The following is a 25,466-nucleotide window of genomic DNA, read 5'->3' as shown; positions in this document are numbered from 1 at the left end:
TGATGAATTCGCTGGTGCAAACAGGTGTGAAGTCCGCCGGACGTCGAAGCGCATGCGACGAAGTCGCGAGTCTCGACGACTCGGACGCGAGACAGCAGGGGGCCGCGAACACGCCGCGCCCGCGCGGCCAAAAATACAGCTCACAGCTTGAAGATGACCGCGCGTTGGACGACGAAGTTGATGACCGTGGCGGTGCCCTGGGCAATGACGAAGGCCAGCGGCTGGCGCCACCAATCGCCGGGCAGGGTGGCGTAGAGCACCTGGTTGATGCCGACCTGGACGGCGAAAGTGACGGCGTAGAGGATCACCACCGCGGTGAACCGGGCCCGGCTCGGCGGAGCCTGGAAGGTCCAGCGCCGGTTGATCAGGTAGGCGGTGGTGGTGCCCGCGATGAAGCTGATCGATTTGGCGACGGCGACCGGCAGGCCGATGAGGTTCAGCAGGAAGCTGTAGATCCCGTAGTCGACGATGGCCGACAGGCCGCCGGTCAGTGTGAAGCGGATGATCTGGGTCTTGAGGTCGACATCAGTGCTGGATTCGATTCTGCGCTCCCGGGTCCCTTCGTGGTCACGCAGGCTGCCGCCTTCGGGCCCGTCGGTCACGCCGGCCGGCTCGGCGACCAGCGGCTGTTCGGCCGGGAGCGGCAGGTGGGGTTCGGCTTGCACGCCGACGAGCGTAACGCCGGTGACATCGGACACGCGGACCGAGCGTCGATTGCCCGTTTGTCCGGGGCGACGGAACCGATGTCGGACCATACATACTGGGCAGTACGGCGACCCCGACCGGATATCGGCTCATGCATGTAGCCTCTATGCCGATGTCCACGAAAGCTCCGACCGCCACCACAACCGGTTACTCCGGCAATGTCGCCGACGGCACCTTCGCGCTGCCGACGCGGACCAAGACATTGACCGGGTGGGGTCGCACCGCGCCAACATCCTCCGAAGTGCTCTCGACCAACGATCCCGAACTGATCGCCAAGGCCGTCGCCATGGTCGCCGAGGACAATGACTCCAAGCCGGCCCACCTGCGTCGCGGCATCATCGCGCGCGGGCTCGGCCGCTCCTATGGCGATCACGCGCAGAACGCGGGTGGCCTCGTCGTCGATATGACCGCGCTGAACAATATCCACCGGATCGACCGGGACACCCGGATCGTCGATGTGGACGGCGGCGTCAGCCTGGACCAGCTCATGAAGGCGGCGCTGCCGTTCGGGCTGTGGGTTCCGGTGCTGCCCGGCACCCGTCAGGTGACGATCGGCGGCGCCATCGCCTCCGATATCCACGGCAAGAACCATCACAGCGAGGGCAGCTTCGGCAACCATGTGCGCTCGATCGATCTGCTCACCGCCGACGGGCAGGTGCAGCACGTCACGCCCAAGCGCAATGCCAAGCTGTTCTGGGCCACCGTCGGCGGCAACGGACTCACCGGCATCATCCTGCGCGCGACCATCGAGATGGCGCCCACCGAGACGGCGTACTTCCTCAATGACGGCGTGAAGACCACGACGCTCGACGAGACCATCGCCGCGCACAGCGACGGGTCCGAGGCCAACTACACCTATTCCAGCGCGTGGTTCGATGTCATGAACGCGCCGCCGAAGCTGGGCCGCGCCTGCATCACTCGCGGGCGGCTGGCCAAGGTGGAAGAACTGCCGAAGAAGAAGCAGAAGAATCCGCTGAAATTCGATGCACCGCAACTGATGACGGTGCCGAACATCTTCCCGAGCTTTACCGCGAACCGGCTCAGCCTGGGCGCGGTCGGCGAGGCGTACTACGCCATGGGCGGCACCTACACCGGCAAGATCCAGAACCTGACGCAGTTCTACCACCCGCTGGACATGATCGCGGAGTGGAACCGCGCCTACGGTCCGGCCGGTTTCCTGCAGTACCAGTTCGTGGTGCCGACCGAAGCGGTCGAGGAATTCAAGAAGATCATCATCGACATCCAGGCATCCGGGCACATCTCGGCGCTGAATGTTTTCAAGCTGTTCGGTCCGGGCAACCCAGCTCCGCTGAGCTTCCCGATGCCGGGCTGGAACATCTGCTGCGACTTCCCGATCCGGCCCGGCCTCAACGAGCTCGTCAGCGATCTCGACCGCCGCGTCATGGAGTTCGGCGGGCGGCTCTACACCGCGAAGGATTCGCGCACCACCGCGGAGACCTTCCATCAGATGTACCCGCGGATCGACGAGTGGATCAAGATCCGCCGAAGTGTCGATCCCACAGGCGTTTTCATGTCCGATATGGCGAGAAGGCTGGAGCTCCAGTGATTAATGCCGTAGGCAACCCGCAGACCATCCTGCTGCTTGGCGGTACCTCGGAGATCGGCTTGGCGATCTGCGCCGAGTACCTGCGCAAGAGTCCGGCGCGCATCATCCTGGCCGCACTGCCCGGTGATCCGCTGCGCGAGGACGCCGTCGCCGAGATGAAGGCGGCCGGTGCGACTCAGGTCGATGTCATCGACTTCGACGCACTCGATACCGAGAGCCATCCGAAGGTCATCGACGCGGCCTGGGACGGCGGCGATGTGGATGTCGCCATCGTCGCGTTCGCCCTGGACGGCGATCCGGAACAGCTGTGGCAGAACCAGCGCAAGGCCGTGCAGGTCGCCGGGGTCAACTACACCGCGGCGGTTTCGGTCGGTGTGCTGGTCGGGGCGAAGATGAAAAAGCAGGGCTTCGGGCGGATCATCGCCATGTCCTCGGTGGCCGGTGAGCGGGTGCGCCGCTCGAACTTCGTCTACGGCTCCACCAAGGCCGGGCTGGACGGCTTCTACCTCGGACTCGGCGAGGCGCTGCGCCCGCACGGCCCGCGCGTACTGGTGATCCGGCCGGGCATGGTGCGGACCAGGTTCTCCGCGCACGTCAAAGAGGCTCCGCTCACCGTCAATAAGGAAGATATTGCGGCACTGGCGGTTTCGGCGTCCCAGCGGGGCAAGGACCTCGTGTGGGCGCCCGGCACCTTCCGCTTCGTGATGATGATCCTGCGCCACATCCCGCGCCCGATCTTCCGCAAGCTGCCGATCTGATCTCGCCGAGCCGCACCTGTCCCGCGCACGCGTTTGCGTGGGACAGGTGCGGCTCGTCTCTATCCGCGACACGGGATTCCGTGGCTGCCCGGCGGGTTCGATGCCGACGCGGCAACAAGTCCGATATCGGGGCACGCCACGGTGTCATTTTGATGGATACCATCGTCGTCATTTCGGTGGATACCACCGTCGCGGTTCGCCGGGACCGGTCGATGCGGCATTCGGCACCCTGCCCGTGCGAGCAGCCGGGCGGCGTGGCAAGTTCGGAGCCGACCTCGAGCCGTCGCATTGTCGAAGGAGCACTCCGTTGAGCACAGTCACGGCAGAACGCGCCGAGCACTCCGCACCGGAGCGCCGCCGGGGGGCGCTGTTGATCCGGCATATCGGCTCCGGGGTGGGCGAGGCGCTGCTGGCCGCCGTGGTGGCCGCGATCGTGGCGGCCATTGGGCTTGTGGCGTTTTCGATGGTGCAGTGGCCGGCATTCAACTCGTCCAATGTCACCAGATCATTGACCACTGTCGGGCAGGTCGGTGCCGCGGTGCTGTTGGCGATGGCGATCTGGCTGGTGCGGGCGCGGCGGTGGCAGTGGGTGGCGAAAGTGCTGTCGTGGCTCGGGATTTCGACGTTCGTCACGGTGACGTTGGGGATGCCGCTGGCGGCGACCAAGCTGTACCTGTTCGGCGTCTCGGTGGACCAGGAGTTCCGCACCGAATATCTGACGCGGCTGACCGATAGCGCGGCGCTGCACGATATGACCTACGCCGACCTGCCGCCGTTCTATCCGGCCGGATGGTTCTGGATCGGCGGTCGGGTCGCGAATGTGCTCGGGATGGACGGCTGGGAGGCGTTCAAGCCGTATGCCATCGGGTCGCTCGCGGTGGTCGCGGTGATCGCACTCGTCTTGTGGTCCAAGCTGATTCGCGCCGACTGGGCGATCGGGGTCAGTGCGGCGACGACCGCGGCGACGGTGGCCTATGCCTCGCCGGAGGCTTACAGCGCGGTCATCGTGCTGCTGCTGCCGCCCGCGTTGATCCTTGCGTGGGGGGCGCTGTACCGGCCGCTCGAGCGGTCGGGCACCGCCGTTGGTGCTGCGGTATCTGGTGGCGCTGGAGCGTCGGGAGGGTCCGCAGCCGCTGGTGACGCCGCAAACTCAGCTGGCACTGCCGCCTCAGGAGGTGCCACAACCTCAGGAAGCGACGGTACAGCGGACAGTGGTGTGGCAGTCGGTGCCGCGACCTCGGATGCCGCTGCGGTCGCCTCTGGCCGCGAAGGCGCAGCGGGTGACAAAGCCGCAGCGGGGAACGAAGGAGCAGCGGCCAGCGGTACCGGAACCGCTGGGGGCTGGGGCGCGGTGATCGGCGCCGGGCTGTTCCTCGGCATGGCTGCGTCGTTCTACACCTTGTATTTCGGGGTAGCGGCGTTCGCGGTCGGGCTGATGGGGTTGGTTTCGGCGGGGCTCGCGGTGCGCGCGCAGCGTGGCGGGGCGGGTTCGGTGTGGCGGGCGGTGCTGCCGCCGCTGGTTCGGCTGGTTGTCATGGGGGCGATCGCGGGTCTGGTCGCGCTGATCGTGTGGCTGCCGTTCGTGTTGAAGCTGCTCGGTGGCACGATGCCGAGTTCGGGGACGGCATTCCACTATCTGCCCGAGGGCGGGGCGCAATTACCGTTTCCGATGGCGGAGTTCTCGCTGTCCGGGGCGTTCTTCCTGATCGGGACGGCGTGGTTGGTGGTGCGGGCGGCGTCGTCGCGGCGGGCGCAGGCGCTCGGGATCGGCGTGGTGGCGATCTATCTGTGGTGTCTGCTGTCGATGACGATGACCGCAGCGGGTAACACCCTGCTCTCGTTCCGGTTGACGCCCGTGCTCGAAGTGCTGCTGGCGGCGGCCGGGGCATTCGGCTTCGTGGAGGGCGCAAAGGCGGTCTACCAGGCATTCAACCAGCAGAAACAGTTCAAATTCGTTGTTGTGGTGGTCGCCATCGTCGGCGCGCTCGCGTTCACCCAGGACATTCCGCAGCTGCTGAAGCCGGAGATCACCACCGCCTATACCGATACCGACGGCAACGGCGAACGCGCCGATAAGCGCGCACCGGGTGCGGCGTCGCACTACCGCGACATCGATGCGGCACTCCTGGCGCAGACCGGCCGTCCACGCTCGGATTCGGTGGTCCTCACCGCCGACACCAGCTTCCTTTCCTTCTACCCGTACTACGGCTTCCAGGCGCTCACCTCGCACTATGCGAACCTCTTGGCCGATTTCGCGGGCCGCGCCGCCACCATCGAGTCGTGGAGCAAGCTGGACTCCTCCGCCGCCCTGGTGGACGCACTCGACAAGAGCCCGTGGCGCGCACCGGACGCCTTCCTCTTCCGCAGCAGCGGCGATGCCTACACCCTGCGCCTGGCCAAGGATGTCTACCCGAACGACCCCAATGTGAAGCGCTACACCGTGAGCTTCCCCAAGGAGCTCTTCACGGACCCGCACTTCACCACGACCAATATCGGCCCCTTCACATTGGTCGTGGTCAATCGGTGAAGCTCCGGCACAGGTGGGAGTAGTGCGGCGGCTCCATCCGATGAGTCCGGAGGGAACCCGTCACAAACCCGGATTGCTATGTGGGCGGACCAGACTCGCCGACAGCATGCTGTGATCTGGGGCCATTGTCCGGCTTGGTCAGCCCGATGCCTCTTGCCCCTGGCGCATGCCTACTTTCGCGGATCGGAGGTTCGCGCTATCGCGGGGAAGTCGCCGGTCGGTCGCCCAGACGACCAGCGCGCAGGCCGCGAATCCGGCCCCGAGGAGACTGGAGCCCGCCCAGCCGTGGGTGGTGAAGATGGCGGTGGTTGCGGCTGCGCCGAGAGCGGAGCCGAGCGAGTAGAAGACCATGTAGCTGCCGATGACGCTGCTGACGCGATCGGGATGCGCGGCGGTGAGCAAGTGCTGGTTGCTCACATGCACCGCTTGAACCGCGAAGTCGAGAACCACGATTCCGATGATGAGCAGCCACAGTGACCACGACAGCTGCGCGGTCGCTGCCCACGAGAGGATGAGCAGGGTGAGCGCGAGACCGGTGACCAGGGCCGCCCGTCCGGCATCCGCCCACCGTCCCGCGCGTCCCGCGCCGAGTGCGCCGGCGAGGCCGGCGAGGCCGAACAGTCCGATCTGGCTCTCGCTCAGATGCCACGGCGCGCCCGCCAGCGGCAGGGAATATCCGTTCCACAGGGTTCCGAACGAAGCGAACAAGAAGAACGCGATGAGCCCGCGCGTTAGAAATAGGCGCTGCCCGAACAGTCCGCCGAGCGAGACGACGGCCCGCCGGTACTCCGCGGGCGGGTTGGGGCATTCCTCCGACGGCAGTGCGACGAGCACGAGTGCCGCGAGCCCGAGTGACAGCACCGCGAGCACGGCATAGACGCCCCGCCAGCCCCACATCTCAGCGAGCAGGCCGGTGACGACCCGCGCGCCCAGGATGCCGACCACAACGCCCGATGTCACGACACCGATGTTCCGTCCGCGTTCGGCGGGCAGTGAAATTGACGCGGCGTAGGCCACAGTGGTCTGCACCACGACCGCGAACAGCCCGGCCGCGGCGAGCCCCGCGAACGCCAGCCATGCGGCTGGCGCCGAGGCCGTCAGGATCATGCCCACTGCGGTGAGCGCCAGGTGCACGGCGATGAGTCGGCGCCGGTCGACCACCACATCACCGAGTGGCACCAGCAGCACCAGCCCTGCCAGATAGCCGAACTGGGCGGTCGCGACGATCCACCCGGTGAGATCTGCCGACACCCCGAGATCGCGTCCCATCGACCCCAGAATCGGCTGCGCGGCATAAATACTCGCTACCGCGACACCACACACCACGGCGAGCAGCAACCGCTGCCACATGTTCATCGCACCCACACTCCAATCAGTAGCAGATTGCAACCAATTTCTACGGCATAATGGTTTCAATCCGCAACTCATCGGGAGGTGTCATGTCGCGCACTACCATGCGCGCCCCGAACTCTGGCTGGACCGACTCCGACTGCCCCGCCGCTCGCACGCTCGACCTGGTCGGCGACAAATGGAGCCTTCTCGTCATCCGCGACGCGATGGACGGGGCACGGTCGTTCACGGAGTTCCAGCGACGCACCAGCATCGCCCGCAACATCCTCTCCGACCGTCTGCGCAAGCTCACCGCTCATGGGCTCCTCGCTCAGCGCACCGCACCATCGGGCCGCCGCCAGGAGTACGTGCTCACCGACGCTGGCCGCGACCTCTTCCCGATCATCGTCACGCTGCGACAGTGGGGCGAACGCCACGCCTTCGCCCCCAACGAGACCCACTCCACCCTTGTCGACCAGCACGGCACCCCGGTCCCGGAAATCGTGCCGACCGGCGCCGACGGCACCCTCCTCGACACCGACACCACCCACGTGCAGAAGACCCGATAGAAATACGCTGGATCCATATGGGCCACGCGGGTCCAACCGTCGATGGCACACCAGGCCGATCAACGCGCGTCGGATTGGGTGTACCCCAGAACGACAGAAACGGTGGGCCTCGAACGGAGTTCGGACCGATCGCTTCTTTCCCCGTGGAGATGGCCATGTCGATCAGCACTCCGGCGATATCACCTGACTGCCCGGCTACCGCTGGACCGCATTGAACTGGTCCACGAGCTGCCGGTAGAAGCTGTTGTCCGGTGATTCCAGCGAGATAGCCCGCAAACCTACCGTGACCTCTCGGCCCGCCGAGGTGGAGTATCCGTCGTCACCGATGCCGAGGTCTGCCACCACGGTCCGCAGCAGTTCGTCGAGCTCGGTATCGGTCACATAAACGGCGAGTGTGCATTCGACCGGCACTTTCGCTGGGTCGTATTCTTCGCCGCGGAACCGGTGCGCGAACTCGTCGAGTTCGAGGACCGGACCGAACTCGGTGTAGCACGGAATGCGGTTGAGTCCCCGGACACGGTGAGCACTCTCCTCGAGCTGCAAGGCGATCGGGTGGATCTCATCGCTGCTAAGGGATCCGGGTCCGGTGGCCGCAGGAAGTCCCAGTCCCACCGCGATCTGCCAGACGCGGCGATCGTCGTCATCCATCCAGTAGTCCCTTCTATCAGCGTTTCTGCACTTTCTCGGTGCGGCAGTGCTTCACCTTCTTACCCTGCGGCACGGCCGCCTGAGCCTTGCTCTTGGCGTCGTTCACTGCCGCTGATTCAGACTTTCCCGTGCCAGTGAATTTGAACGGACCAGTTGCATCGGTTCTGTCCAGGTTCTCGAAATAGCAAGACACCGTCGCCTGGTACGTGGCGGCGAACTCGAACTGCCATCCAGGCTCTGATGCTGTGACAGAGGGCAGGGCACTCGCAGAACTCATTCCGATGATTGTCGTGCCCGCGGCGAACGTCGCAACAAACGCGATCGCGCCGATCAGCTGCAGTCCGGTTTTGGTGCTGTGCATGATGCCCCCGAAGCTCGAAGTGGTTCTCTTACACCTCCTCTGACGCACCGAAGCGCAGTCTGGTTCCATCGGGGCTGGACCGGCTTCCGCACCTACTTCGCCGCCGACATCCGCGACACACACCGGCCCAGCCTGATCGACACCACCTGGCGCTCCCCCGGAATCGCTTCTCGCAGTGCGCGGTTCGACACCCGATTGTGATGTCGGGTGTCTCTTCGTCTCGTCGTAGTCGCCGCGCCGACGGTAGGACCAACGGCGGGTGAGCTCGAACAGGCCGACATTCCGGCCAGTACCACTGGAGGCCAGTGCCTTTCGGCGTTCGGTGGTTGTTATGTACTGCGGCACCGCGCCGAGCGCAGCGATGGGCTTCCACAGGTCGTAGAGCGCGTAATCCGGTCCCAGAGCGGTGCTCATCGACGTTCACACAGAAGGGGCACGAAGTCGCGGACCGGGCGTCCAACGAATCGCTCATGCGCTTCACGCACTGCCGTAGCGATTGCTTCAGCCGTGAGCTGGGGATATTTGCGGCTGAGGCAATTGACGAGCTCACCGATCTGCTGTTCTTCATCATTCGTTGCCATGGCTTCTGAGCATCACGGGCGTGCGGGGTGGTCAACCGTTCATTCCCGGTCGAGTACCAGTTCCTGTGGGGCGCCCGCCCGATCGAGTAGTGCCACGACGAATGGCCCGCTGCCGATCCTGGGTCATGACCGTCGGGAACCAGGCATGATCAGCTGCCGCGTTCAGGACCACGGGAATCATGCGGCGGTGGCCTTCGGGTAGTGCGGTCGGAGGTTGATCGCGAGGACGCGGTCGAGCACTCGGTCCGGCAACACCCGTGACAGGCGGGTGATCATGGCCGCGTCCAGGCCCACGGTATAGCGGGTGCGCGGCTTTCCGGCAGTCACGGCCTTCGCGATCACCCGGGCCGCGTCGGCGGCGGTCCTGCCGTTCGGAATGTGGTGGGCGGCATGCGCATTCACCGCCTGGATCAGGCTGCCGTAGCGGTCGCGCTGATCCGGTGACATGGCGGCGGCCTGCTGATTCGTGGCGGCGATGACCCGGTCCGACATCTGCGTGCGGACCGCGCCGGGCTCGACTACGACCACGTGCACGCCCAGCGGCGCCAGTTCCCTGCGCAATGAGTCGCTGACCGCCTCGAGGGCGAACTTCGCACCCGCGTACGGGCCGTACGTGGGCATGGCGACCCGCCCGCCGACCGAGCTGATGTTGACCACCCGGCCCGAGTGGCACAGCAGCGCGGGCAGCAGTGCCTGGGTGACGGCGATGTGACCGAAGAGGTTGACCTCGAACTGCTTTCGCCACTCCGCCAACGGCAAGGTCTCGACGGGGGCGTTGACCTGGATGGCGGCATTGTTCACGAGTGCCCGCAGCGCACCTGGTCGGGAGTCGCCGCGGAGGCGCGCGGCCAGCTGCGCGATGTGGTCCGGCTCGGTGATGTCGAGGATGACCGGCTCGATGCCGTCGGCGCGAAGCGCGTCGGCGTCCTGGTCGCGGCGGACTCCGGCGATGACGTGGAACCCGCGGTGAGCCAGTTCGCGCACGGAGGCCGCGCCGATCCCGGTCGAGGCCCCGGTGACGACGACACAGCCTCGGGTTTCCGACGATCTTTCAGATGACATTGTCATCTCAAAGACGGTAGGTTTCTCAGATGACAGTGTCAACAGTATGGTGAGTGGCATGGTCAGCCGCGTCGAATCAACCGCCGCGACGCGACGCGCCCTGCTGGACGCGGCCTCCGCTCTCCTCGACCGCGGCGGTCCGGACGCGGTTACCTTGCGCGAGGTCGGGGCGCGCGCCGGGGTCACCCGCGGGGCCCCCTACCGGCACTTCCCCGACAAGGACAGCCTGCTGACCGCCATCGCCACCGAGGCATTGAACCGGCTCGCCGACGATGTGCGGGCCGTGCACGCTGACCCACACGCGACCCCGGCCGACAAGCTGCACCGCGCCCTGACCGCTCTGATGACGATCGGCCGTCGGCAGCCGCACCTGTACCTGCTGATGTTCACCTATCCGGCCGGCGATCCGGCCGCGATCGGTGCGGCGACTCTCGCAGGTGAACGCGCCCAGGACGAATTCCTCGCCATCGTCAGCGATCTGGTCGGCGCACAGCACGTCAATCGATTCGCCGCTCTACTGCTGACCAGCGCGCACGGGATAACGGTCATGGAGGTCAATGGGCAGTTGTCCGCGGACAAGTGGCACACCACGGCCGAGGAACTCGTCTCCACCCTGGTGTCCATGATCGACCAGCAGGCCCGTAGCACGTAGCCGTTGCCTGGCTTGGGTAGTCGACGGTGGATCTGATGCGGCGGAGATTCTGGTCGTTCAGCTGTTCCAGCCCCCCGCTGCGACCACAGCCTTGACGAACTCAGTGAAATCGCGGGCCGGGCGACCCAGTGCCCGCTGGACGCCGTCGGACACCTGGCTGTCCATGCCGCGCCGGATGGCTCCGACAGTATCGGCGAAATCTTCCGCGTCCGCTGCATGCCAGCCTGGGGCGGTGAGTATCAGTCCAGGGCGCGGGAAGACGGGACAGCTCACCGGGGGATCGGTTACCGTGGACCGCTGATCTGACCACTGACGGGGAGAAGTTTGTTTTGCAGGTCGAGGCACCACCAGCAGTAGGCGTCGTCACAGGGGAATCGACAACGGCTGGCGGGGCCAGATCCGCGCAGCGCACCGCCGAGCGCAGACGGCTCCGGGTCGATCGGAGTGATCTGGTCGTCGCGGTGGGCTATCTGGCATCGGCATTCACGGTGCTGTCCGGGCAGTGGCGCAATACTCAGAGCGGGTACCTGATCAAGAGCGGTCAGGACCAGACCATGTGGGAGTGGTTCTTCGCGGTCACCGCGCATTCGGTGGCGCACCTGGAGAATCCGCTCGGCACGAATCTGCAGAATTTCCCGGCCGGGGTGAACATGATGGCCAATACGGCCATGTTCGGGGTCGGGGTGCCGTTGACGCCGGTGACGCTGCTGTTCGGACCGACCGTCACCTTCGTACTCGTCCTCACCCTCGGCCTCGCCTCCACCGCCTTGGCGTGGTACTGGCTGTTCGCCAGGGAACTGGTGCAGTCCCGGCTTGCTGCCGCGATCGGCGGACTGTTCTGCGGTTTCGCGCCCGCGATGATCTCCCATGCCAACGCGCACCCGAATTTCGTGCTGCTGGTGCTGCTTCCGGTGATCGCGTTGTTGCTGATCCGCATGGCGCGACGGGTGGCACATGCGGATACGAAGCCGCGCAGGCGAGTTCGCGACGCGGTCGCACTCGGTCTGCTGGTGGCGACGCAGATCGCACTCGGCGAGGAACCGCTGCTGATCTTCGCGCTCGCCTTCGGACTTTTCGGTGTCGGGTACTACCTGCACACACCGCGCACGGGCTGGCGGGTGGTCCGCGCGCTCGCCCCGACCGTCGCGTTGGCGGCGGTGATCACCTTGATGCTCACCGAAATTCCGCTGTGGTGGCAGTTCTTCGGGCCACAGAGCTATCGCTCGATCGACCACGGGCCGATGGGCAACGATCTCAAGGCCATCGTGCAGTTCCCCGCCGAATCGCTCGGTGGAATGTTCGCGCCGGGCCAGTACGTGTCCATGAACGACACCGAGCAGAACGCCTATTTCGGCTGGCCACTGCTGCTGTTGCTGCTCGTGACGGTGGCGCTGCTGTGGCGCGATCGGGTGGTCCGCGCCGCGACCGCGGTGATGGTGGTCTTCGGGGTGCTGTCGCTGGGTGCGGTGGCCATGCTCGGCAAGAAGTCGACCGGGATCGAATTGCCGTGGCGCTGGGCCGAACATGTTCCGCTGCTCAATACAGTGCTGGAGACCCGGCTGACCATGGCCGCGATTCCGGCCATCGCGGCAGTGCTGGCCCTGGCGACCCAGCGGGCGGTCACCTGGTGGCGGCAGTCGCCGGTCGATTGGCGTCCGCTCGCCTGGTTCCCGGCGCTCGCCCTGGCCTTGGTTCCGCTCGTCCCGACCGTCCTTCCGGTGATCAAGCGCGCACCGACTCCGGAGTTCTTCGCCAACGGGACGGTAAAGCAGTACGTGAGCGGCGGTTCCGTGGTGCTGGTGCCGCCGCCGCGTCCCGCCGAGGCGCAGGCCCTGCGCTGGCAGGTCGACGCGAATTTCGACTTCGCGCTCGCCGGTGGCTATTTCGTCGGCCCGACCGGCGCGAACAAGAAGGGCATCTACGGACCGGACTTCCGCCCGACCACGGCCCTGCTCGTCGGTGCGCAGGACTCCGGCGTCGTACCGCCCATCGACGCCGACACCCGCGCCCAGGCTCTGGACGATCTGCGCTTCTGGGAGGCCGACGTGGTGGTCCTGCCTGCGACCAAGAACTCCGAGGTGCTGCGCACCACCGTGACGCAGCTGCTCGGCATAGCGCCGCGACAGGTCGATGACGTGTGGCTCTGGGACGTCCGGCCGCTACGATAGGCGAGCAGCGCACACCGTGGATCATCTCGTGGCCAGCGTCACCAACGCGGGTGGCTAGCATGGTGCCTCGTGCGACCGGACCGAACTTCTGCAGCGTTCACCCGCAACCGCCTGATCGCCCTCGTCTCCGGGTTGCTCGGATTCGTGCTGGCGCTGTTGACGCCGTTGCTTCCGGTGAAACAGGATCAGGCCGCGCTCGACTGGCCCCAGGCGGGCAGTACCAGTGTCGAGGCGCCGCTGGTTTCGTACGTGCCGCTGCGGTTGAATGCGACGCTGCCGTGTTCGGTGGTGACCGCCGCCGGATCGGGCACCGTGCTGTCGACGATTCCGCACGCCTCGGGTCAGGCCAGTGCCAAGGGACTGATCGTCTCGGTCACCGATGGCACGCTCGCGGTGCTGCAGCGTGATGTGCCGCTGTTGTCCGCGCCGGTCGCGGAGATCGCCGGCTGCGAGGCCGTCACCATCACTACCTCGGCGGCGGCGACTTCGGTCGAATTCGTCGGTGCGAAGCGTCAGGACGGTACGCCCTTCCGCAACACCGTCACGCGCGATATCCGTCCGCAGGTGGTCGGCGTCTTCACCGATCTCGACGCCGCGAAGCTCGCTGGTGCGAAGCTGCACGCCGATATCGATTCCCGCTTCTCGTCGACTCCGTCCGCGCTGAAGCTGGGTGCGATGACCGCCGCGGCGATCTGCACGATTATCGCGCTGGTCGCCTTGCACCTGCTCGACAATGCCGATGGTCGGCGGGCGCGCCGGTTCCTGCCCGCGCATTGGTGGCGGTTCACCCTGGCCGATGCGGCGATACTCGGCATCCTGGTGCTCTGGCATTTCATCGGCGCGAACACCTCCGATGACGGATACATCCTGAATATGGCGCGTGCCTCGGAGCATTCCGGATACATGGCCAACTACTACCGGTGGTTCGCGGTGCCCGAGGCGCCGTTCGGCTGGTCCTACGAGGTGCTGGCCTGGATGACCAAGATCTCCGATGCCAGCCCGTGGATTCGGCTGCCGACGCTGGCCGCCGGAATCGTGTGCTGGATGGTGATCAGCCGAGAGGTGCTGCCGCGCTTGGGCGCTCGGGTGCGCAGGAACAAGGTGGCGCTGTGGACCGCCGGCCTGGTCTTCCTCGCCTTCTGGCTGCCCTACGACAACGGACTGCGACCCGAACCGCTGATCGCCGCGGGTGCGCTGCTGACCTGGTGCTCGATCGAGCGGGCCATTGCGACCGGACGGCTGCTGCCCGCCGCGGTGGGGGTGCTGATCGCCGGGTTCTCGCTGGCCGCCGGTCCGACGGGGCTGATCTGTGTGGCCGCACTGATCGCGGGTTCGCGGCCGGTGCTACAGATCATTATTCGGCGAGCGCGTGATGCCGCGGGCTCACTCGCGGATGGGACCGACCGCAGCACCTCGCGCTCGGCCACGTTCTTCCGGTATGCCGCATTGCTGGCACCGGGGCTCGCCGCCGGAACACTCGTGCTGGTGGTCGTTTTCGCCGATCAGACGCTGGCGACGGTCATGGAAGCGACTCGGGTGCGCACCCTCGTCGGGCCGAATGTGGCCTGGTTCGACGAGCGGACGCGGTGGGATTCGCTGCTGATGCTCTCACCGGACGGATCGCTGGCGCGGCGGTTCGGTGTGCTGGTCATGCTGCTGTGCCTGCTGGTCTGTGTGCTGCAGGTGCTGCGCAAGGGCCGGATTCCGGGGACCTCGCGCGGGCCGTCGGTGCGGATTCTCGGCATAGTCTTCGCCTCGCTGCTGTTCATGATGTTCACGCCGACCAAGTGGACCCACCACTTCGGCGTATACGCCGGGCTGGCCGGGTCATTGGCGGCGCTGGCGGCGGTCGCGGTGGGTGCCAATGGGATTCGCTCGCCACGCAACCGGGCGCTGTTCGCGGCGGCGGTGTTGTTCCTGCTGGCGATCACCTTCACCGGCTCCAATGGCTGGTGGTATGTATCCAGTTACGGTGTGCCGTGGTGGGACAAGGCGCCACTGCTCGCGGGTAAGGGCCTGTCCACGCTGTTCCTTGGGCTCAGTGGGGTGGCACTGATCGTCGCGGTGTGGCTGCACTATCGCGAGCCGTATCGCGAGAAGACCGATGCGCCAAGCCGTTTCGAACGTTACGCCTCCGCACCGTTGACGATCGCGGCGGCGCTGCTCGTGCTGTTCGAGGTGGCGTCGCTGGCCAAGGCCGCGGTCACGCAGTACCCGGCGTACTCGATCGCCAAGTCGAATCTCGAATCGCTGAACGGCAATACCTGTGCGCTCGCCAACGAGGTGCTGGTGGAGACCGACACCGCGAGTTCATTGCTGCTTCCCTACACCGGCTCCCCCGCCGACGGATTGGCCGCGGAATCAAAGGGATTCACGCCCAACGGAGTGGCCGCCGACCTCACCGCCGATGCCGAGGAAACGGTGACCGGCGGTGCGAACTCGGTGAACAAGGATTCGAAGAACAAGACCACCAACACAACCGGTGCGGGCACCGGTGGCGGCACCAGTCAGCAGGCCGGAATCACCGGCAGCACAGTGGCATTGCCGTTCGGTCTGGATCCGGCGCGGACCCCGATCATGGGCAGCTACCAGGAGGGGGCCGACCAGCAGCAGGCCAAGCTCACCTCGCAGTGGTACCGGCTCGATGTGACCGAAAGCATGCGCAACGACCCGGCCTACCAGGTGCTCGCCATTACCGCGGCGGGCCGGATCCGCTCGGTCGATGCCGACGGTGTGGTCACCTACGGGCAGGAGTTGCATCTCGAGTACGGCGTGCGCGGGGCGGACGGCGAGGTACAGACGCTGGGTTCGGTGGATCCGCTCGATATCGGACCCGCACCGTCCTGGCGCAATCTCCGTGTGCCACTGGACAAGCTGCCCGCCGGAGTGAACGCGGTGCGCTTGGTCGCGGTCGACAACGACATCACCCAGAAGCAGTGGTTGGCCGTCACCCCGCCCCGGCTGCCGCATCTGGTCACGCTGAATTCCGTTGTCGGCGAAACCGCTCCGGTCCTGCTGGACTGGCACGTCGGCCTGGCCTTCCCCTGCCAGCGCCCGTTCGACCACCACGACGGCGTCGCCGAGGTCCCCCGCTGGCGCATCCTGCCCGACCGCGTCGGCTCCGACGCCTCCAATGCCTGGCAGGACGATATCGGCGGCGGCCCCCTCGGCTGGACCGGTCTACTCCTGAAATCCCAAACCATCCCCACTTACCTCAACCACGACTGGTCGCGAGACTGGGGCTCCCTGGAACAATTCACCCCCTACGACCCCACCGCCGAACCCGCGACCATCGCGACAACCGTCGCAACGGTCAACGGCTGGAAGAAGTCCGACCCGATCCGAGCCCGATAGCGCGTGGGCTGACTCCCCGTCGGCTCCATGCGTGTCATCGCGCGCTGACCTGCACGCCCGTTGCACGGTAGTACGGCTGGAGCGTGCCCCAGACGCCGCCGTTTGACGACATCGGCGGCTATGGTGGGGGATGGCTTCTCCCGCACCGTTGTCCGAACCCGTGACTTTCCCCGCGTCGGAACCGGCAGCGATCCGTGCGGCGCTGACTCCCACACTGCTCGCCGAGTTCGATCACGAGTGGGAAATCGTGCTGGACGGGGCCAAGAACAGCAAGGAACTTTCCGGCATCCTCGAACTGCTGACCAAATGGCGGCATATCGCATTCACCGAGGTGCGCGAGCCCGGCGCCTACTTCCGGTTACAGGCCAAGGCTGAGCAGATCCAGCGGTTCGGGGCCAATCCGGGCGCAGGTTCTATCGAGGATATGCGGGCACTGATCGCACGACGACAGGTCAGCTGAGGTTGTACCGAATAATCCCAGACCCGGAAACGTTCGAACAGGTCGCGGCACTTCCGGTTCCAGCGCTGGCGGACTACGCGGAAGTGCTGACCGTGCTAGAGCTGCAACCTCGAGCTGGACATCCACAGCACGCGGCCAACCCCGACGGCGCAGTCCGCTACTAACTGTTCGGCCCGGCTCTGCGGGTCAGGTCGTCTACCTTGTGCTCGAGCAGCAACGTGAGGTTCATTTGCTGCTCGTGCAATGGCTCGGCTGACCGGCGGCGATAGTTTCGCTGAGCTGGTCAGAGCGGATACCGAAGACGCGGCGTCAACCGAGGCGCTGGGACGGTCAGAGGAACTGCGCGCCAAGGCCGATGACATTCAAGAGCAGACCACGGCGAAGTCGGCGGCGCTGGCCGCAAAGCGGCTGCCCGTGCGCGATATAGCGGCACTGATCGGCACTTCCCACCAGCGCGTGAGTCAACTTCTTTCGGCCTGAACACAATTCGAGGGGCGAGGGGATGAGAACCGTCCATCGCCCCAAGTGAACTCGGCGGTCAGCCAGTTTCGTTGCAGTTCAGGCCGTTTCGGCGCTGCTGACGATCCGAACGTTAGCCGGGCGTTGACGTGGTCAACGCGATCCTTGTGCGGACGTTCGAGTAGTTCTCTCTTAGTCCAAAATTGGTTTGATGTTGTCGACCACTGAGTGATCCCTTGGGTTTCGATGTTGGTTCACTCATCGAGTTGAAATCACTTATTCAGTTGCTGTCGAGCGCCGTCGCCATGACGGTGGCCACCTCACGGATCTGGCCGCATGGCTCGGCTACGGGGACGGGCGCGGGCGGGACGGTCAGCGAGACCACGAGCGTTCCGTCCGGTGACTCGACGGCGGCATCGCAGGTGGGGATGGTCAACGGTGATCGGTAGACAACGGCCGGTCGACCGTTGATCGGGTTGGAGTCGATGACCTCGTTCCGCTCGGAGCCGCTGACCTCCGCCAACTTTTTCGTGCTGGTGGTGATGGAGAGGGAGCCAGTGAGCGCCGATTGTCCGTTGACCGTCTGGGACCGGAGGAAAGTGCAGCCGATGTGTGTCAAGGTCAGCATGGACGTAACCTCGGCGGCATAGCGTTCGCGGGTGTCCGGATCGAAGCCGACTTGGTCGATGAGCGAATCATTGACGCGGAAGCACGGGTCGAACGCGACAATCCGGGGCACGACCTGGTCGGCTGCGGGCAGCACCGGCACCTTGATAGCCGCCGACCCCGGGGTTGGCCCGGACGGTGGAGTCGAGGACTCGGGGCCGGCGGACGCACCGATGGTGGTACCGGGTGCGGTATCGACGGTCTCGGTGGTGCTGCACGCGGCGAGCAGCCCGATGACAGCGAGGAGGCCGACAGCTGTTGCCGGTGCCGTCCGGGAAGTCTGCCCGAGCCGTCGTGATCGGCGTACTGCGAATGCACTCTGGCGCTGAGTCACGTTCGAATCGTCCCCCTGTCAGGCTGGGTGGCTGACCGGCCGTTGGATCGGCCCCCTTTGCTCGCACCGACGGGTGCTGTGCCGGTCCGACTGTAGCTGGAGCGTGGGTGCGCGTCTGCTTGGCCTGCGGTGGATTGGTCGCGGCCCTCCGCGAGATTCGCGGCGTCACAGCGGAAGTCGATGTTATGCGCGGCCTCGCGGCCCGTCGCTCCTGCGCCGGGCCTGGTCGATGTCGACGCAGTGCTCGCGTAGCCGCGCTACTGAGACGTCGTTCGTCTGCGATCGACGGCGGCCAGGATCAACGCGCGGGCGAAGTCACCGGTGACGGACAACTTGGCGAGCATGTCGAATGTTCGCCCATAGGTCACGATCTCGCGTGGCTGGGTGACGGTAAGCTCGGCCGTGATGGTTTCCACGGTGGTCATGCGATCGTCGAACATCACGAAATTGGTTGTCTGCTGCGGAATCTCGGCGATGGCCGGGACGATGCCAAGGGTGACACGAGGGAGGCCTGCGGCGACGAGCAGGCGGTCGAGCTGGCCTATCATCACCGAATCGTTGCCAACGGTCGTCAGTAGCGCCTGCTCGGCTAACAGGACGTGAAACCGGCGGTCCCCGTGGTGTTTCGTCGTCAGTTCCATCAACGGGCGGCCATGGCAGCGAACTAGGCGCGATTGATTGCTACCTTCGACTTGTGAGCCGACCCAGTGGACGATTCATGGCGAGCGCCTCGTCGACGAGAATCGACATATCCGATTGTCCACCGTTGATGTCGAGCTTCCCGACGGTGTCAGGTTCACGCAGTACGTGGCGCGGATGCCGCGATGCGCGATGACCCTGGTACTGAACGACAAGCGCGAGGCGTTGTTGATGTATCGCCATCGGTTCATCATCGACCGTTGGGTGTGGGAGCTGCCCGGGGGCTATGTCGACGGTGCCGAGGACGTTGCAGTGGCGGCGGCTCGGGAAGTCGAAGAAGAGACCGGCTGGCGGCCGCGCACGATGGAACACCTGGTCACCTACCAGCCCGCGATCGGCACGCTCGATCAGCCGCAGTTGATCTACCTTGCGCATGGCGCCGACTTGACCGACAATCAGCCGGACATCAACGAGGCCGAGCGGATCGAGTGGATCCCGCTACCGGATGCGGTCGCAATGATCGACCGCGAAGAGATTGTCGGCGCCGCGACTGTCGTCGCGCTGTACCGCGCTATCAGTCTGTCGCTCTAGTCGCGGCGAGCACGCGCTGACGGAAGTCTGCGACGTCGTCGAGTTCGTCGTACGGCGCGAGGCAGAACCGGACCTCGCGAAGGTAGGAGTAGCTACGCCGGGACTCGAGGCTGCCCACCAGATCAAGCGCCTCGTTGCCGATGCGGACCGCCTCATGTGGATCCGCATCCGCGACGGCTGATGCCAGCAGGCACAGGTTGAATGCCCGGCCTCGCAGATAGCCGTCGGACATGTCGAGGGATTGTTCGGCATAGCGAGCCGCACGGGCGAGGTCGCCCAAATCCCGAAAGCAGTGCGCGGTCTTGGCTGACAGGTACGCACCATCGAAGTAGTCCAGCCATTCGGGGCGGCCGGAATCTCCGCGGCCGAACGCACGCTCGGCGGCGTTCAAGGATGTCGCACAGGACGATTCGTCCAACCGCGCGGCAGACCGTGACGTCAGGCCGTCGCAGGCTCAAGTGAACTCTGCAACCAGCCAGTTTCGTTGCAATTCAGGCTGTTTCGGCGCTGCTGATGATCTGAACGTGTCTAGGCTTCAACCCAGTTTATAAGTACAGCACGTCGATCGTGGGAATCCTGTTGAGCGAATTCGTAATCGACGTCAACAATATCCCCGATATTGATTTCGTCGAAGTTTCTTCCGCGCAGAGAATCCAAGCCGAACCAGATTTGGCCACCAGTCATGGATTCCACAATCCCAGTTGCACGCTTTCTGTTCCAGCGCCAGATCTTCCCTCGCGCAGTGTGCACCCCCTCAGCCTGCATACGGTGGACGTTACAGCGGTGGCGCATCCCGTGCAATCCCCCGAATGCTGCGGGTACCGACTCCGGTGCCGACGGTCAGCTCGCTGATCGAACGGCGCGCAGGCTATTTTACGCGGATAGGTCGCACTTACACCCAATCGCGCAGGGGCCTCGATGCGGCACTTCGGGATACAAAGGATTTCGCCGGGTTTGGACAGATCCCATCCGCGACGGCTGATGCCAGCAGGGACCTGCTGGGCTAACTGCCCGCAGCACGCGCGCAGTGCGGAGGACCAGAAGTCTCCAGACCGGCCCAGTGACGTGGTCGTGAAACAGCCGTAGCGTGGTGGACATGAGTGCGGATCTCGGGGACCGACTTAAGTCAACGCGGAAGCGGCGGGGATTGAGCCAGCGCGAATTGGCAAGCAACTCTGGCGTTTCACTGTCGTTGATTCGGAAGCTCGAGCAGGGCGACCGGGCAAGTGTCCGTCTGGAGACATTACGAAAGCTCGCTATCGCACTCCGGACGCGTACGTCGACGCTTCAGGGTGGACACGCCGACGCCGAGTACGCCGACGCCGAAACGTCGGATATCTGGGAGCCTGTACGCCGAGCACTCGCCGGTCTGGACGCGAACGACACAATCGACGAGCAGCCGACGAACGCAGGTGTGCACGCAGCGTACGAGGCACTGATGCCGATGATCGACGAGCACCGGTACGGGGAGCTCTCGGCGGTGCTTCCGGCACTGCTTCGCGATGCCGACGCTCTTACCGATCGCGAAGGCCGCGCGATACGCGCCCGCCTGCTCAGCATGACCGGCTGGATGCTGACGCAGAATCGGCAATTCGATATTGCGGCAATGACATTGGACCAAGCCATCGATGCCGCCCCTGAACGCGGAATAGCGGTCGGCGCGGTGAATGTTCTCGTGTGGTCTGCCCTCCGTCAAGGCAGGCTCGACATTGCCCGCGAGTTGGCAGTCAAGTGGGCCGACGACATCGAGCCGCGGTTCTCGCGCGCCACGGTTTCACAACTCGCGCTGTGGGGTCGGCTGTGGCTGTACGTCGCGAACGTTGGTGTACGGGACAACTCGCCCGGCGAGACCGAAGATGCGCTGAGCTTGGCGCGTGCAGCAGCCGACCGGATCGGCCGCGAGGTGCTGTATGACCCGAATCCGAATAGGTTGTTCGGGCCTGTGACGGTCGCGCAGATCACCGGCGAATGCGCGGTAATCGCCGAGCAGCCGAGCAAGACGCTCGCCATCGCGGAAAGCCTGCCGACAGCAGTACTCTCGCCGACAGCGGCCGGTCGGCTCCGGCACCGGCTCGACGTCGCCAACGCGCACACCCAGTTACGCCAGTACGGCGAAGCCATGCACACATTGCAGCAGCTCCGCACGGCAGCACCGGAATGGCTTGCGCAGCAGCGCTATGCGCGTGACATCCTCGCGACGATCGTCCAGCAGCGTCGCACCCTCACCGACGACATGCGCGAGCTGGCCGAGCTGGTCCGTCTCGAGTACTGAATTCGCTGCTCATCACATATTTTTGTGTCACTTTCGGTGAACTGATTCCAGAAGTGACACAGACACCTTCCCACCCACGGCGCGAGGCTTGCGATAGCCCCGACGCCGGGTGATGACCGAAACCCATACCCCTTATCCGGCATCCCGACCGCGATGTGAGCCCCGTGGTCGGTGGCATTGAAGCCCTCGGCGTCGGGTGCTCATCAATGACGAGCTTGGAGGGCAAAGGCATGGGGTCGGACGACGAGCACGCCGAACTCTCGGTGCTGATCAAACGGGCTAATTCACAACTGCCGCAACGTGATCCCTTCCTCGGCCCGCCCGGTACCTACAGCGGTGCACCGGGCGATGTGGTTGAGCTGTTCGCGGAAGCGGTTCGCGAATGGGCACATCTACCTGCGACCGGAGTGTCGTCCCGGCGCCGGGGTGTCGAGTCCTCCGGCATCGGTGAGCGTGAACCACCTGAGGGGCGTGTCATGGCGCTCGGTGAGCCGAGAGCGAAGCTCTGCCCCCGCTGCACCTATGAGGATGCCGAGCCGGACACCGGTATTTGCCGCTACTGCACGGCCGATATCGAGCGCGCAGGCGATGCAATCGTTCTCGCGTTGCGCGACGCCAACGCCAGAACCGATCGCCCGGCGGGCTGGTTGCAGTACATCGACGGATCATGGGCGCCAGTTGACGACCACGGGTTTATCGGCCGGACGTTCGCCGTCGCATTGGATGACCGCCACGATTTCGACGAACACGCCGTGATCAGAGTCGAGCCGATCTCGATCGGCGACGCGGAGGTCGAATAGCTGTGTCCACTACTGGAATTGTTTGCGCCACAGTCGCCGTGGTTCTGACGTTGGGTGTCGTGCTCTTCTACGTACTGCCGTACCTCATCGACCGCCCGGTGCACGTCGATGGTGAACGCCCCGCCCCGGAAATACTCGCCCGTATCGCTCGCGACCAATGCCACCGTGCACCGCACCATCCGTACAGCGTCGACGAAGCGCGCCGCGTATTCCGTCAGCGCATCAACTGCGACGCCGACTCATGCGGCGCGAAACATGAAGCGTTCTGGACCCTGGTCGAGGCGGGGGCGCTCCGCCCCGGCGCGTATGTCGAGCGGTAGGGCGTCTGATTCGCCCGACCGGACGTGTGGGTCGACGACCGCCCAGGCTGGTTAGCAATCACAAAGTGAGTGAAGATGACTTAGGGCATTCAGAATCGGCGACGTACCGACGCCCGCTCGGCGGGAACAAGTCGAGGAGACTCAGCGGCATAAGCTCGATGCGTTAGCTATGAAATCGACTCGGCGCGAGGTGCTTTCGAGCGATCATTGAACGCGGCCGAGTAGGCCGCGACTGGAGGGGGCAAAGATGGAAACCGGCACAGTGTGGCGCTGGAAACCACGTAACGGTACCGGCGTGATCAAGCTCGACGACGCCGACAACACGCTGGTTTGGTTCCATCTGTCAGACGCTCGCGGGGATCTTGATATCACCACGATCGCCGAGGGGCTACCGGTCGATATCGATGTCGAACCGATCCCACAGGGGGAGTATGCATGTCGCGCAAAGTCGGTACACCGAAGAAGCTGATACTCGCCTGCCCTGGCCGCAGCCGCAGGCTTCCTGGTTGCGACAGCAAGCCCAGCGAACGCCGGCCCCGGCTATGCCGTTTTCACGCCCGGTGACCACAATTCGAGGCGTCGGCTACGGTCGTACCCGTCTCCGGCTCATGCCCAGTCACCGCCTTTAGCGGCGGAGGTGAAGCTGGCTAGCCATGAGCTAGCCAGCTGACAACTCGCTGAAGGCAATGTCCGACGGGCAGAAGAAAGCCGACCCGATCCGGGCCCGATAGCAGGTGATCGATCAGGCGGGCGCGATGGTCCATTGCGTCGGGGCAGGGCACACTCCAGCCGATAAGTCGTGCATATCTCTCCCGAGCGCCCGGCACGATCATGGGATAAGAACAAGGCGGCCGCGTAGGCCTCCTGCCGCCAGGCGGCGCTGGGCGGTTACGACCTGATCCAAGGGATAGGTTTCGGCTACGCGGAGGGTGAGGTGGCCGTTGTCGACCAAGGCGACAAGTTCGTCTAGTTGCGAGCGGTCGGCGTGGACCAGGACGGTGGTTACCTCGGTGCCGCGCAGGGGGATCGGGGTGGTGGGGACGCTGATGGAGACGAAGCGGCCACGGGCGCGGACAGCGGCGAGGGCATCGGGGCCGAGGGCGGCGGCGTCGAGGGCCGCAGTCACGCCGCCGGGGACGAGGGCTCGAACGGCATTCGGAAGGTCCGCTTCGCGCGGGATGAAGTCAGTAGCGCCGAGGGCTCGAACGGTGGGCTCATCGGCTGCCGACGCGGCGGCGATAACTCGAATGCCCCGGGCGGCGGCGATTTCCACGGCGAAGCCGCCTACCGCGCCTGCCGCGCCGGTGATGAGGAGGGAATCGGTGGCGGTCAGGTCGAGGGCGGCCAGGGCCTGCAGGGCGGTGAGGCCGTTGAGCGGGATGGTCGCCGCGGCGGTCGCCGGTACGGAAGTCGGTGCGGGGGCGACATTTTGGGCTTCGAGCACGACGTAGTCGGCTTGGGCGGCCAATGACACGTCGAGACGGTCGCTGATACCGATCACCCGCTGCCCCACCGTGAAATCGACACCGGCACCCACGGCGTCGATGACACCGGCGACATCCCATCCGACCCCCCACTGGTCACGCGGGGCGGCGAACGGGGTCCCACCGACGCCGGTGCGGACCATGAGGTCCACCGGATTGACCGTTGCCGCAGCGACTTTCACCCGAACCGCACCGGGCCCCGGCTCGGGCGTCGGTACCTCGACGAGCTCCGCGAGGGCCTCCGGACCTGGTCGACGGACTACTACTGCACGCATGACGCTCCTCATTGCTTGTCGAAATACGAATTCGTCGACAAATCTAGGGCGATCCACTATGCATTAGGTAGTAGTTACCCACAAGTGCGTAACGGGCAGTGGAGGAAGCAGATGGCGACAACGACCGCGGCACAACGCCGCGACCTGGCAAAACAGCAATACGACGCCTATGTGGCTGAATGCCCGACCCGCCAACTACTGGACCGGATCAGCGACAAATGGGTCAGCCTGATACTCAACGCCCTGGCGGACGGCCCGCTGCGCTACGCGGAGATCAACCGCATCATCTCCGGCGTCAGCCCCAAAATGCTCACCCAAACCCTGCGCACCCTCGAACGCGACGGCCTACTCGAACGCCGGATCACCGCCGAGGTGCCTGTCCGCGTCGATTACGAACTCACCGCGCTCGGTCACAGCCTGCAGCCCGTGATGCGCGCCATAAAAATGTGGGCCGAAGAGCGTATGGACGAAGTGCTGGCGGCCCGTACACGTTACGACGGTGAACCAGCGTGACCATGTCGTAAATGTTGGTCGCGAAAGCCTTCCCACCCGTGAAGCTGGCCGTAACCTTTTATTCATGACCGCGGCCTTCGATGATATGGATCTGCGCGACCTCGTCGGACTGCTCACCGAAGATGAACAACGGGAGCTTCGACCGGCGGTGCTGCGTGTGTTATCCCGCCAAACCCCGCAGGAGCTACTCCGTCGCGAACTGGGCGTTCGTATGACGAAGGTCTGAGCCCGCCGAATCACCGAACACCATCCACCAGGCCGTTGCGTCGGCCATTACAGCCGACGCCGCGGCCTTTCGTCATTGCGGGACGCTGTTGGCCTGAGCGCCCACCCACCTCAGGATTCTGTGGCTCTCTCGGAATCCGGACACAA

At 65.3% G+C, this 25,466-nt stretch carries 28 protein-coding genes; 16 read left to right on the top strand and 12 right to left on the bottom strand.

The window, feature by feature from the left end; all coding sequences use genetic code 11:
• Positions 1–140 precede the first annotated feature (140 nt).
• Positions 141–575 (bottom strand): GtrA family protein, encoded by a 435-nt coding sequence (locus AB0J29_RS32000; protein ID WP_364794263.1) that lies wholly within the window; start codon positions 573–575, stop codon positions 141–143.
• A 242-nt stretch (positions 576–817) separates the two neighbouring features.
• Here AB0J29_RS32000 and AB0J29_RS31995 point away from each other — a divergent pair, with 242 nt between their 5' ends.
• The 3 genes from AB0J29_RS31995 (at position 818) to AB0J29_RS31985 (ending at position 5,557) form a co-directional block, all read left to right on the top strand.
• Complete coding sequence (locus AB0J29_RS31995) at positions 818–2,272, top strand: FAD-binding oxidoreductase (protein WP_364794256.1); 1,455 nt, start codon at positions 818–820, stop codon at positions 2,270–2,272.
• A complete protein-coding gene (locus AB0J29_RS31990) occupies positions 2,269–3,030 on the top strand; it encodes a decaprenylphospho-beta-D-erythro-pentofuranosid-2-ulose 2-reductase (RefSeq protein WP_364794255.1) in 762 nt (253 codons plus the stop codon). Before AB0J29_RS31995 ends, AB0J29_RS31990 begins: the two co-directional genes overlap by 4 nt.
• A gap of 367 nt (positions 3,031–3,397) precedes the next feature.
• Positions 3,398–5,557 (top strand): arabinofuranosyltransferase, encoded by a 2,160-nt coding sequence (locus AB0J29_RS31985; RefSeq protein WP_364794262.1) that lies wholly within the window; start codon positions 3,398–3,400, stop codon positions 5,555–5,557.
• Between the two features lie 138 nt (positions 5,558–5,695).
• Here the strand turns inward: AB0J29_RS31985 and AB0J29_RS31980 are convergent, their stop codons facing one another.
• A complete protein-coding gene (locus AB0J29_RS31980; protein ID WP_364794254.1) occupies positions 5,696–6,913 on the bottom strand; it encodes an MFS transporter in 1,218 nt (405 codons plus the stop codon).
• A gap of 83 nt (positions 6,914–6,996) precedes the next feature.
• Between AB0J29_RS31980 and AB0J29_RS31975 the strand changes: the two genes are divergently transcribed.
• Complete coding sequence (locus AB0J29_RS31975; RefSeq protein ID WP_364794253.1) at positions 6,997–7,455, top strand: helix-turn-helix domain-containing protein; 459 nt, start codon at positions 6,997–6,999, stop codon at positions 7,453–7,455.
• Between the two features lie 195 nt (positions 7,456–7,650).
• On the opposite strand, the gene AB0J29_RS31970 is transcribed toward AB0J29_RS31975, so the two are convergent.
• The 4 genes from AB0J29_RS31970 to AB0J29_RS31955 all read right to left on the bottom strand — a co-directional run bounded on the left by AB0J29_RS31970 (position 7,651) and on the right by AB0J29_RS31955 (position 10,113).
• Complete coding sequence (locus AB0J29_RS31970; RefSeq protein WP_364794252.1) at positions 7,651–8,103, bottom strand: hypothetical protein; 453 nt, start codon at positions 8,101–8,103, stop codon at positions 7,651–7,653.
• Positions 8,104–8,119: 16 nt separating this feature from the next.
• Positions 8,120–8,878 (bottom strand): hypothetical protein, encoded by a 759-nt coding sequence (locus AB0J29_RS31965; RefSeq protein ID WP_364794251.1) that lies wholly within the window; start codon positions 8,876–8,878, stop codon positions 8,120–8,122.
• Positions 8,875–9,045 carry a three-helix bundle dimerization domain-containing protein gene (locus AB0J29_RS31960; protein WP_364794250.1) on the bottom strand — a complete coding sequence of 57 codons (171 nt, stop codon included), beginning with the start codon at positions 9,043–9,045 and terminating at the stop codon, positions 8,875–8,877. Before AB0J29_RS31960 ends, AB0J29_RS31965 begins: the two co-directional genes overlap by 4 nt.
• 177 nt (positions 9,046–9,222) lie before the next feature.
• Positions 9,223–10,113 carry an SDR family oxidoreductase gene (locus tag AB0J29_RS31955; RefSeq protein WP_364794249.1) on the bottom strand — a complete coding sequence of 297 codons (891 nt, stop codon included), beginning with the start codon at positions 10,111–10,113 and terminating at the stop codon, positions 9,223–9,225.
• Positions 10,114–10,165: 52 nt separating this feature from the next.
• Here AB0J29_RS31955 and AB0J29_RS31950 point away from each other — a divergent pair, with 52 nt between their 5' ends.
• Entirely contained in the window at positions 10,166–10,759 is a 594-nt protein-coding gene (locus AB0J29_RS31950; protein ID WP_364794248.1) for a TetR/AcrR family transcriptional regulator, read from the top strand.
• Positions 10,760–10,816: 57 nt separating this feature from the next.
• Here AB0J29_RS31950 and AB0J29_RS31945 read toward each other — a convergent pair whose 3' ends face one another.
• Entirely contained in the window at positions 10,817–11,032 is a 216-nt protein-coding gene (locus AB0J29_RS31945) for a hypothetical protein (RefSeq protein WP_364794247.1), read from the bottom strand.
• A 56-nt stretch (positions 11,033–11,088) separates the two neighbouring features.
• Here AB0J29_RS31945 and AB0J29_RS31940 point away from each other — a divergent pair, with 56 nt between their 5' ends.
• From AB0J29_RS31940 to AB0J29_RS31925, 4 genes are all read left to right on the top strand, one after another.
• Positions 11,089–12,927 (top strand): glycosyl transferase, encoded by a 1,839-nt coding sequence (locus tag AB0J29_RS31940; RefSeq protein ID WP_364794246.1) that lies wholly within the window; start codon positions 11,089–11,091, stop codon positions 12,925–12,927.
• A gap of 69 nt (positions 12,928–12,996) precedes the next feature.
• On the top strand, positions 12,997–16,281 hold the full coding sequence (locus AB0J29_RS31935) for an arabinosyltransferase domain-containing protein (protein WP_364794245.1): 3,285 nt from the start codon (positions 12,997–12,999) through the stop codon (positions 16,279–16,281).
• 130 nt (positions 16,282–16,411) lie between these two features.
• Positions 16,412–16,741, top strand: coding sequence for a DUF6247 family protein (locus AB0J29_RS31930; protein WP_364794244.1), 330 nt, complete (start codon positions 16,412–16,414; stop codon positions 16,739–16,741).
• Positions 16,742–16,984: 243 nt separating this feature from the next.
• The gene (locus tag AB0J29_RS31925; protein WP_364794243.1) at positions 16,985–17,221 is read left to right on the top strand and encodes a hypothetical protein; all 237 of its coding nucleotides are present in this window, start codon (positions 16,985–16,987) and stop codon (positions 17,219–17,221) included.
• 259 nt (positions 17,222–17,480) lie between these two features.
• Here AB0J29_RS31925 and AB0J29_RS31920 read toward each other — a convergent pair whose 3' ends face one another.
• Positions 17,481–18,200 (bottom strand): DUF3558 domain-containing protein, encoded by a 720-nt coding sequence (locus AB0J29_RS31920; RefSeq protein ID WP_364794242.1) that lies wholly within the window; start codon positions 18,198–18,200, stop codon positions 17,481–17,483.
• Between the two features lie 257 nt (positions 18,201–18,457).
• Positions 18,458–18,841, bottom strand: coding sequence for a Scr1 family TA system antitoxin-like transcriptional regulator (locus AB0J29_RS31915; protein WP_364794241.1), 384 nt, complete (start codon positions 18,839–18,841; stop codon positions 18,458–18,460).
• Between the two features lie 115 nt (positions 18,842–18,956).
• Here AB0J29_RS31915 and AB0J29_RS31910 point away from each other — a divergent pair, with 115 nt between their 5' ends.
• Positions 18,957–19,430, top strand: a complete 474-nt coding sequence (locus tag AB0J29_RS31910; RefSeq protein WP_364794240.1) for an NUDIX hydrolase — start codon at positions 18,957–18,959, stop codon at positions 19,428–19,430.
• On the opposite strand, the gene AB0J29_RS31905 is transcribed toward AB0J29_RS31910, so the two are convergent.
• Both AB0J29_RS31905 and AB0J29_RS31900 read right to left on the bottom strand, forming a co-directional pair.
• Positions 19,414–19,821 carry a hypothetical protein gene (locus AB0J29_RS31905; protein ID WP_364794239.1) on the bottom strand — a complete coding sequence of 136 codons (408 nt, stop codon included), beginning with the start codon at positions 19,819–19,821 and terminating at the stop codon, positions 19,414–19,416. The genes AB0J29_RS31910 and AB0J29_RS31905 overlap by 17 nt on opposite strands.
• A gap of 137 nt (positions 19,822–19,958) precedes the next feature.
• Entirely contained in the window at positions 19,959–20,195 is a 237-nt protein-coding gene (locus AB0J29_RS31900) for a hypothetical protein (RefSeq protein ID WP_364794238.1), read from the bottom strand.
• Between the two features lie 331 nt (positions 20,196–20,526).
• Here AB0J29_RS31900 and AB0J29_RS31895 point away from each other — a divergent pair, with 331 nt between their 5' ends.
• From AB0J29_RS31895 to AB0J29_RS31880, 4 genes are all read left to right on the top strand, one after another.
• Positions 20,527–21,702 (top strand): helix-turn-helix transcriptional regulator, encoded by a 1,176-nt coding sequence (locus AB0J29_RS31895; RefSeq protein ID WP_364794237.1) that lies wholly within the window; start codon positions 20,527–20,529, stop codon positions 21,700–21,702.
• Between the two features lie 206 nt (positions 21,703–21,908).
• A complete protein-coding gene (locus AB0J29_RS31890) occupies positions 21,909–22,502 on the top strand; it encodes a hypothetical protein (RefSeq protein WP_364794236.1) in 594 nt (197 codons plus the stop codon).
• Positions 22,503–22,540: 38 nt separating this feature from the next.
• Positions 22,541–22,822, top strand: coding sequence for a hypothetical protein (locus AB0J29_RS31885; RefSeq protein ID WP_364794235.1), 282 nt, complete (start codon positions 22,541–22,543; stop codon positions 22,820–22,822).
• 247 nt (positions 22,823–23,069) lie between these two features.
• The gene (locus tag AB0J29_RS31880) at positions 23,070–23,291 is read left to right on the top strand and encodes a hypothetical protein (protein WP_364794234.1); all 222 of its coding nucleotides are present in this window, start codon (positions 23,070–23,072) and stop codon (positions 23,289–23,291) included.
• Between the two features lie 360 nt (positions 23,292–23,651).
• Here AB0J29_RS31880 and AB0J29_RS31875 read toward each other — a convergent pair whose 3' ends face one another.
• Positions 23,652–24,581 (bottom strand): NADP-dependent oxidoreductase, encoded by a 930-nt coding sequence (locus AB0J29_RS31875; RefSeq protein WP_364794232.1) that lies wholly within the window; start codon positions 24,579–24,581, stop codon positions 23,652–23,654.
• A 111-nt stretch (positions 24,582–24,692) separates the two neighbouring features.
• Here AB0J29_RS31875 and AB0J29_RS31870 point away from each other — a divergent pair, with 111 nt between their 5' ends.
• Both AB0J29_RS31870 and AB0J29_RS31865 read left to right on the top strand, forming a co-directional pair.
• Positions 24,693–25,094, top strand: a complete 402-nt coding sequence (locus AB0J29_RS31870) for a helix-turn-helix domain-containing protein (protein ID WP_364794230.1) — start codon at positions 24,693–24,695, stop codon at positions 25,092–25,094.
• A gap of 64 nt (positions 25,095–25,158) precedes the next feature.
• Complete coding sequence (locus AB0J29_RS31865; protein WP_364794228.1) at positions 25,159–25,320, top strand: hypothetical protein; 162 nt, start codon at positions 25,159–25,161, stop codon at positions 25,318–25,320.
• Positions 25,321–25,466 lie beyond the last annotated feature (146 nt).

It is taken from the genome of Nocardia sp. NPDC049707 (assembly GCF_040674855.1).
Classification (GTDB): domain Bacteria; phylum Actinomycetota; class Actinomycetes; order Mycobacteriales; family Mycobacteriaceae; genus Nocardia.
Note: the sequence above shows the minus strand (reverse complement) of the source record. Positions and strands in the feature narration are given on the sequence as shown.

Excerpts from the sequence above, each read along its gene's own strand:
- AB0J29_RS31995 (WP_364794256.1), top strand. The coding sequence starts at position 818 with ATGTCCACGAAAGCTCCGACCGCCACCACAACCGGTTACTCCGGCAAT.
- AB0J29_RS31980 (WP_364794254.1), bottom strand. The coding sequence starts at position 6,913 with ATGAACATGTGGCAGCGGTTGCTGCTCGCCGTGGTGTGTGGTGTCGCG.
- AB0J29_RS31975 (WP_364794253.1), top strand. The coding sequence starts at position 6,997 with ATGTCGCGCACTACCATGCGCGCCCCGAACTCTGGCTGGACCGACTCC.
- AB0J29_RS31970 (WP_364794252.1), bottom strand. The coding sequence starts at position 8,103 with ATGGATGACGACGATCGCCGCGTCTGGCAGATCGCGGTGGGACTGGGA.
- AB0J29_RS31965 (WP_364794251.1), bottom strand. The coding sequence starts at position 8,878 with ATGAGCACCGCTCTGGGACCGGATTACGCGCTCTACGACCTGTGGAAG.
- AB0J29_RS31960 (WP_364794250.1), bottom strand. The coding sequence starts at position 9,045 with ATGGCAACGAATGATGAAGAACAGCAGATCGGTGAGCTCGTCAATTGC.
- AB0J29_RS31955 (WP_364794249.1), bottom strand. The coding sequence starts at position 10,113 with ATGACAATGTCATCTGAAAGATCGTCGGAAACCCGAGGCTGTGTCGTC.
- AB0J29_RS31950 (WP_364794248.1), top strand. The coding sequence starts at position 10,166 with ATGGTCAGCCGCGTCGAATCAACCGCCGCGACGCGACGCGCCCTGCTG.
- AB0J29_RS31930 (WP_364794244.1), top strand. The coding sequence starts at position 16,412 with ATGGCTTCTCCCGCACCGTTGTCCGAACCCGTGACTTTCCCCGCGTCG.
- AB0J29_RS31925 (WP_364794243.1), top strand. The coding sequence starts at position 16,985 with ATGGCTCGGCTGACCGGCGGCGATAGTTTCGCTGAGCTGGTCAGAGCG.
- AB0J29_RS31915 (WP_364794241.1), bottom strand. The coding sequence starts at position 18,841 with ATGGAACTGACGACGAAACACCACGGGGACCGCCGGTTTCACGTCCTG.
- AB0J29_RS31900 (WP_364794238.1), bottom strand. The coding sequence starts at position 20,195 with ATGCAGGCTGAGGGGGTGCACACTGCGCGAGGGAAGATCTGGCGCTGG.
- AB0J29_RS31895 (WP_364794237.1), top strand. The coding sequence starts at position 20,527 with ATGAGTGCGGATCTCGGGGACCGACTTAAGTCAACGCGGAAGCGGCGG.
- AB0J29_RS31890 (WP_364794236.1), top strand. The coding sequence starts at position 21,909 with ATGACGAGCTTGGAGGGCAAAGGCATGGGGTCGGACGACGAGCACGCC.
- AB0J29_RS31880 (WP_364794234.1), top strand. The coding sequence starts at position 23,070 with ATGGAAACCGGCACAGTGTGGCGCTGGAAACCACGTAACGGTACCGGC.
- AB0J29_RS31875 (WP_364794232.1), bottom strand. The coding sequence starts at position 24,581 with ATGCGTGCAGTAGTAGTCCGTCGACCAGGTCCGGAGGCCCTCGCGGAG.
- AB0J29_RS31870 (WP_364794230.1), top strand. The coding sequence starts at position 24,693 with ATGGCGACAACGACCGCGGCACAACGCCGCGACCTGGCAAAACAGCAA.
- AB0J29_RS31865 (WP_364794228.1), top strand. The coding sequence starts at position 25,159 with ATGACCGCGGCCTTCGATGATATGGATCTGCGCGACCTCGTCGGACTG.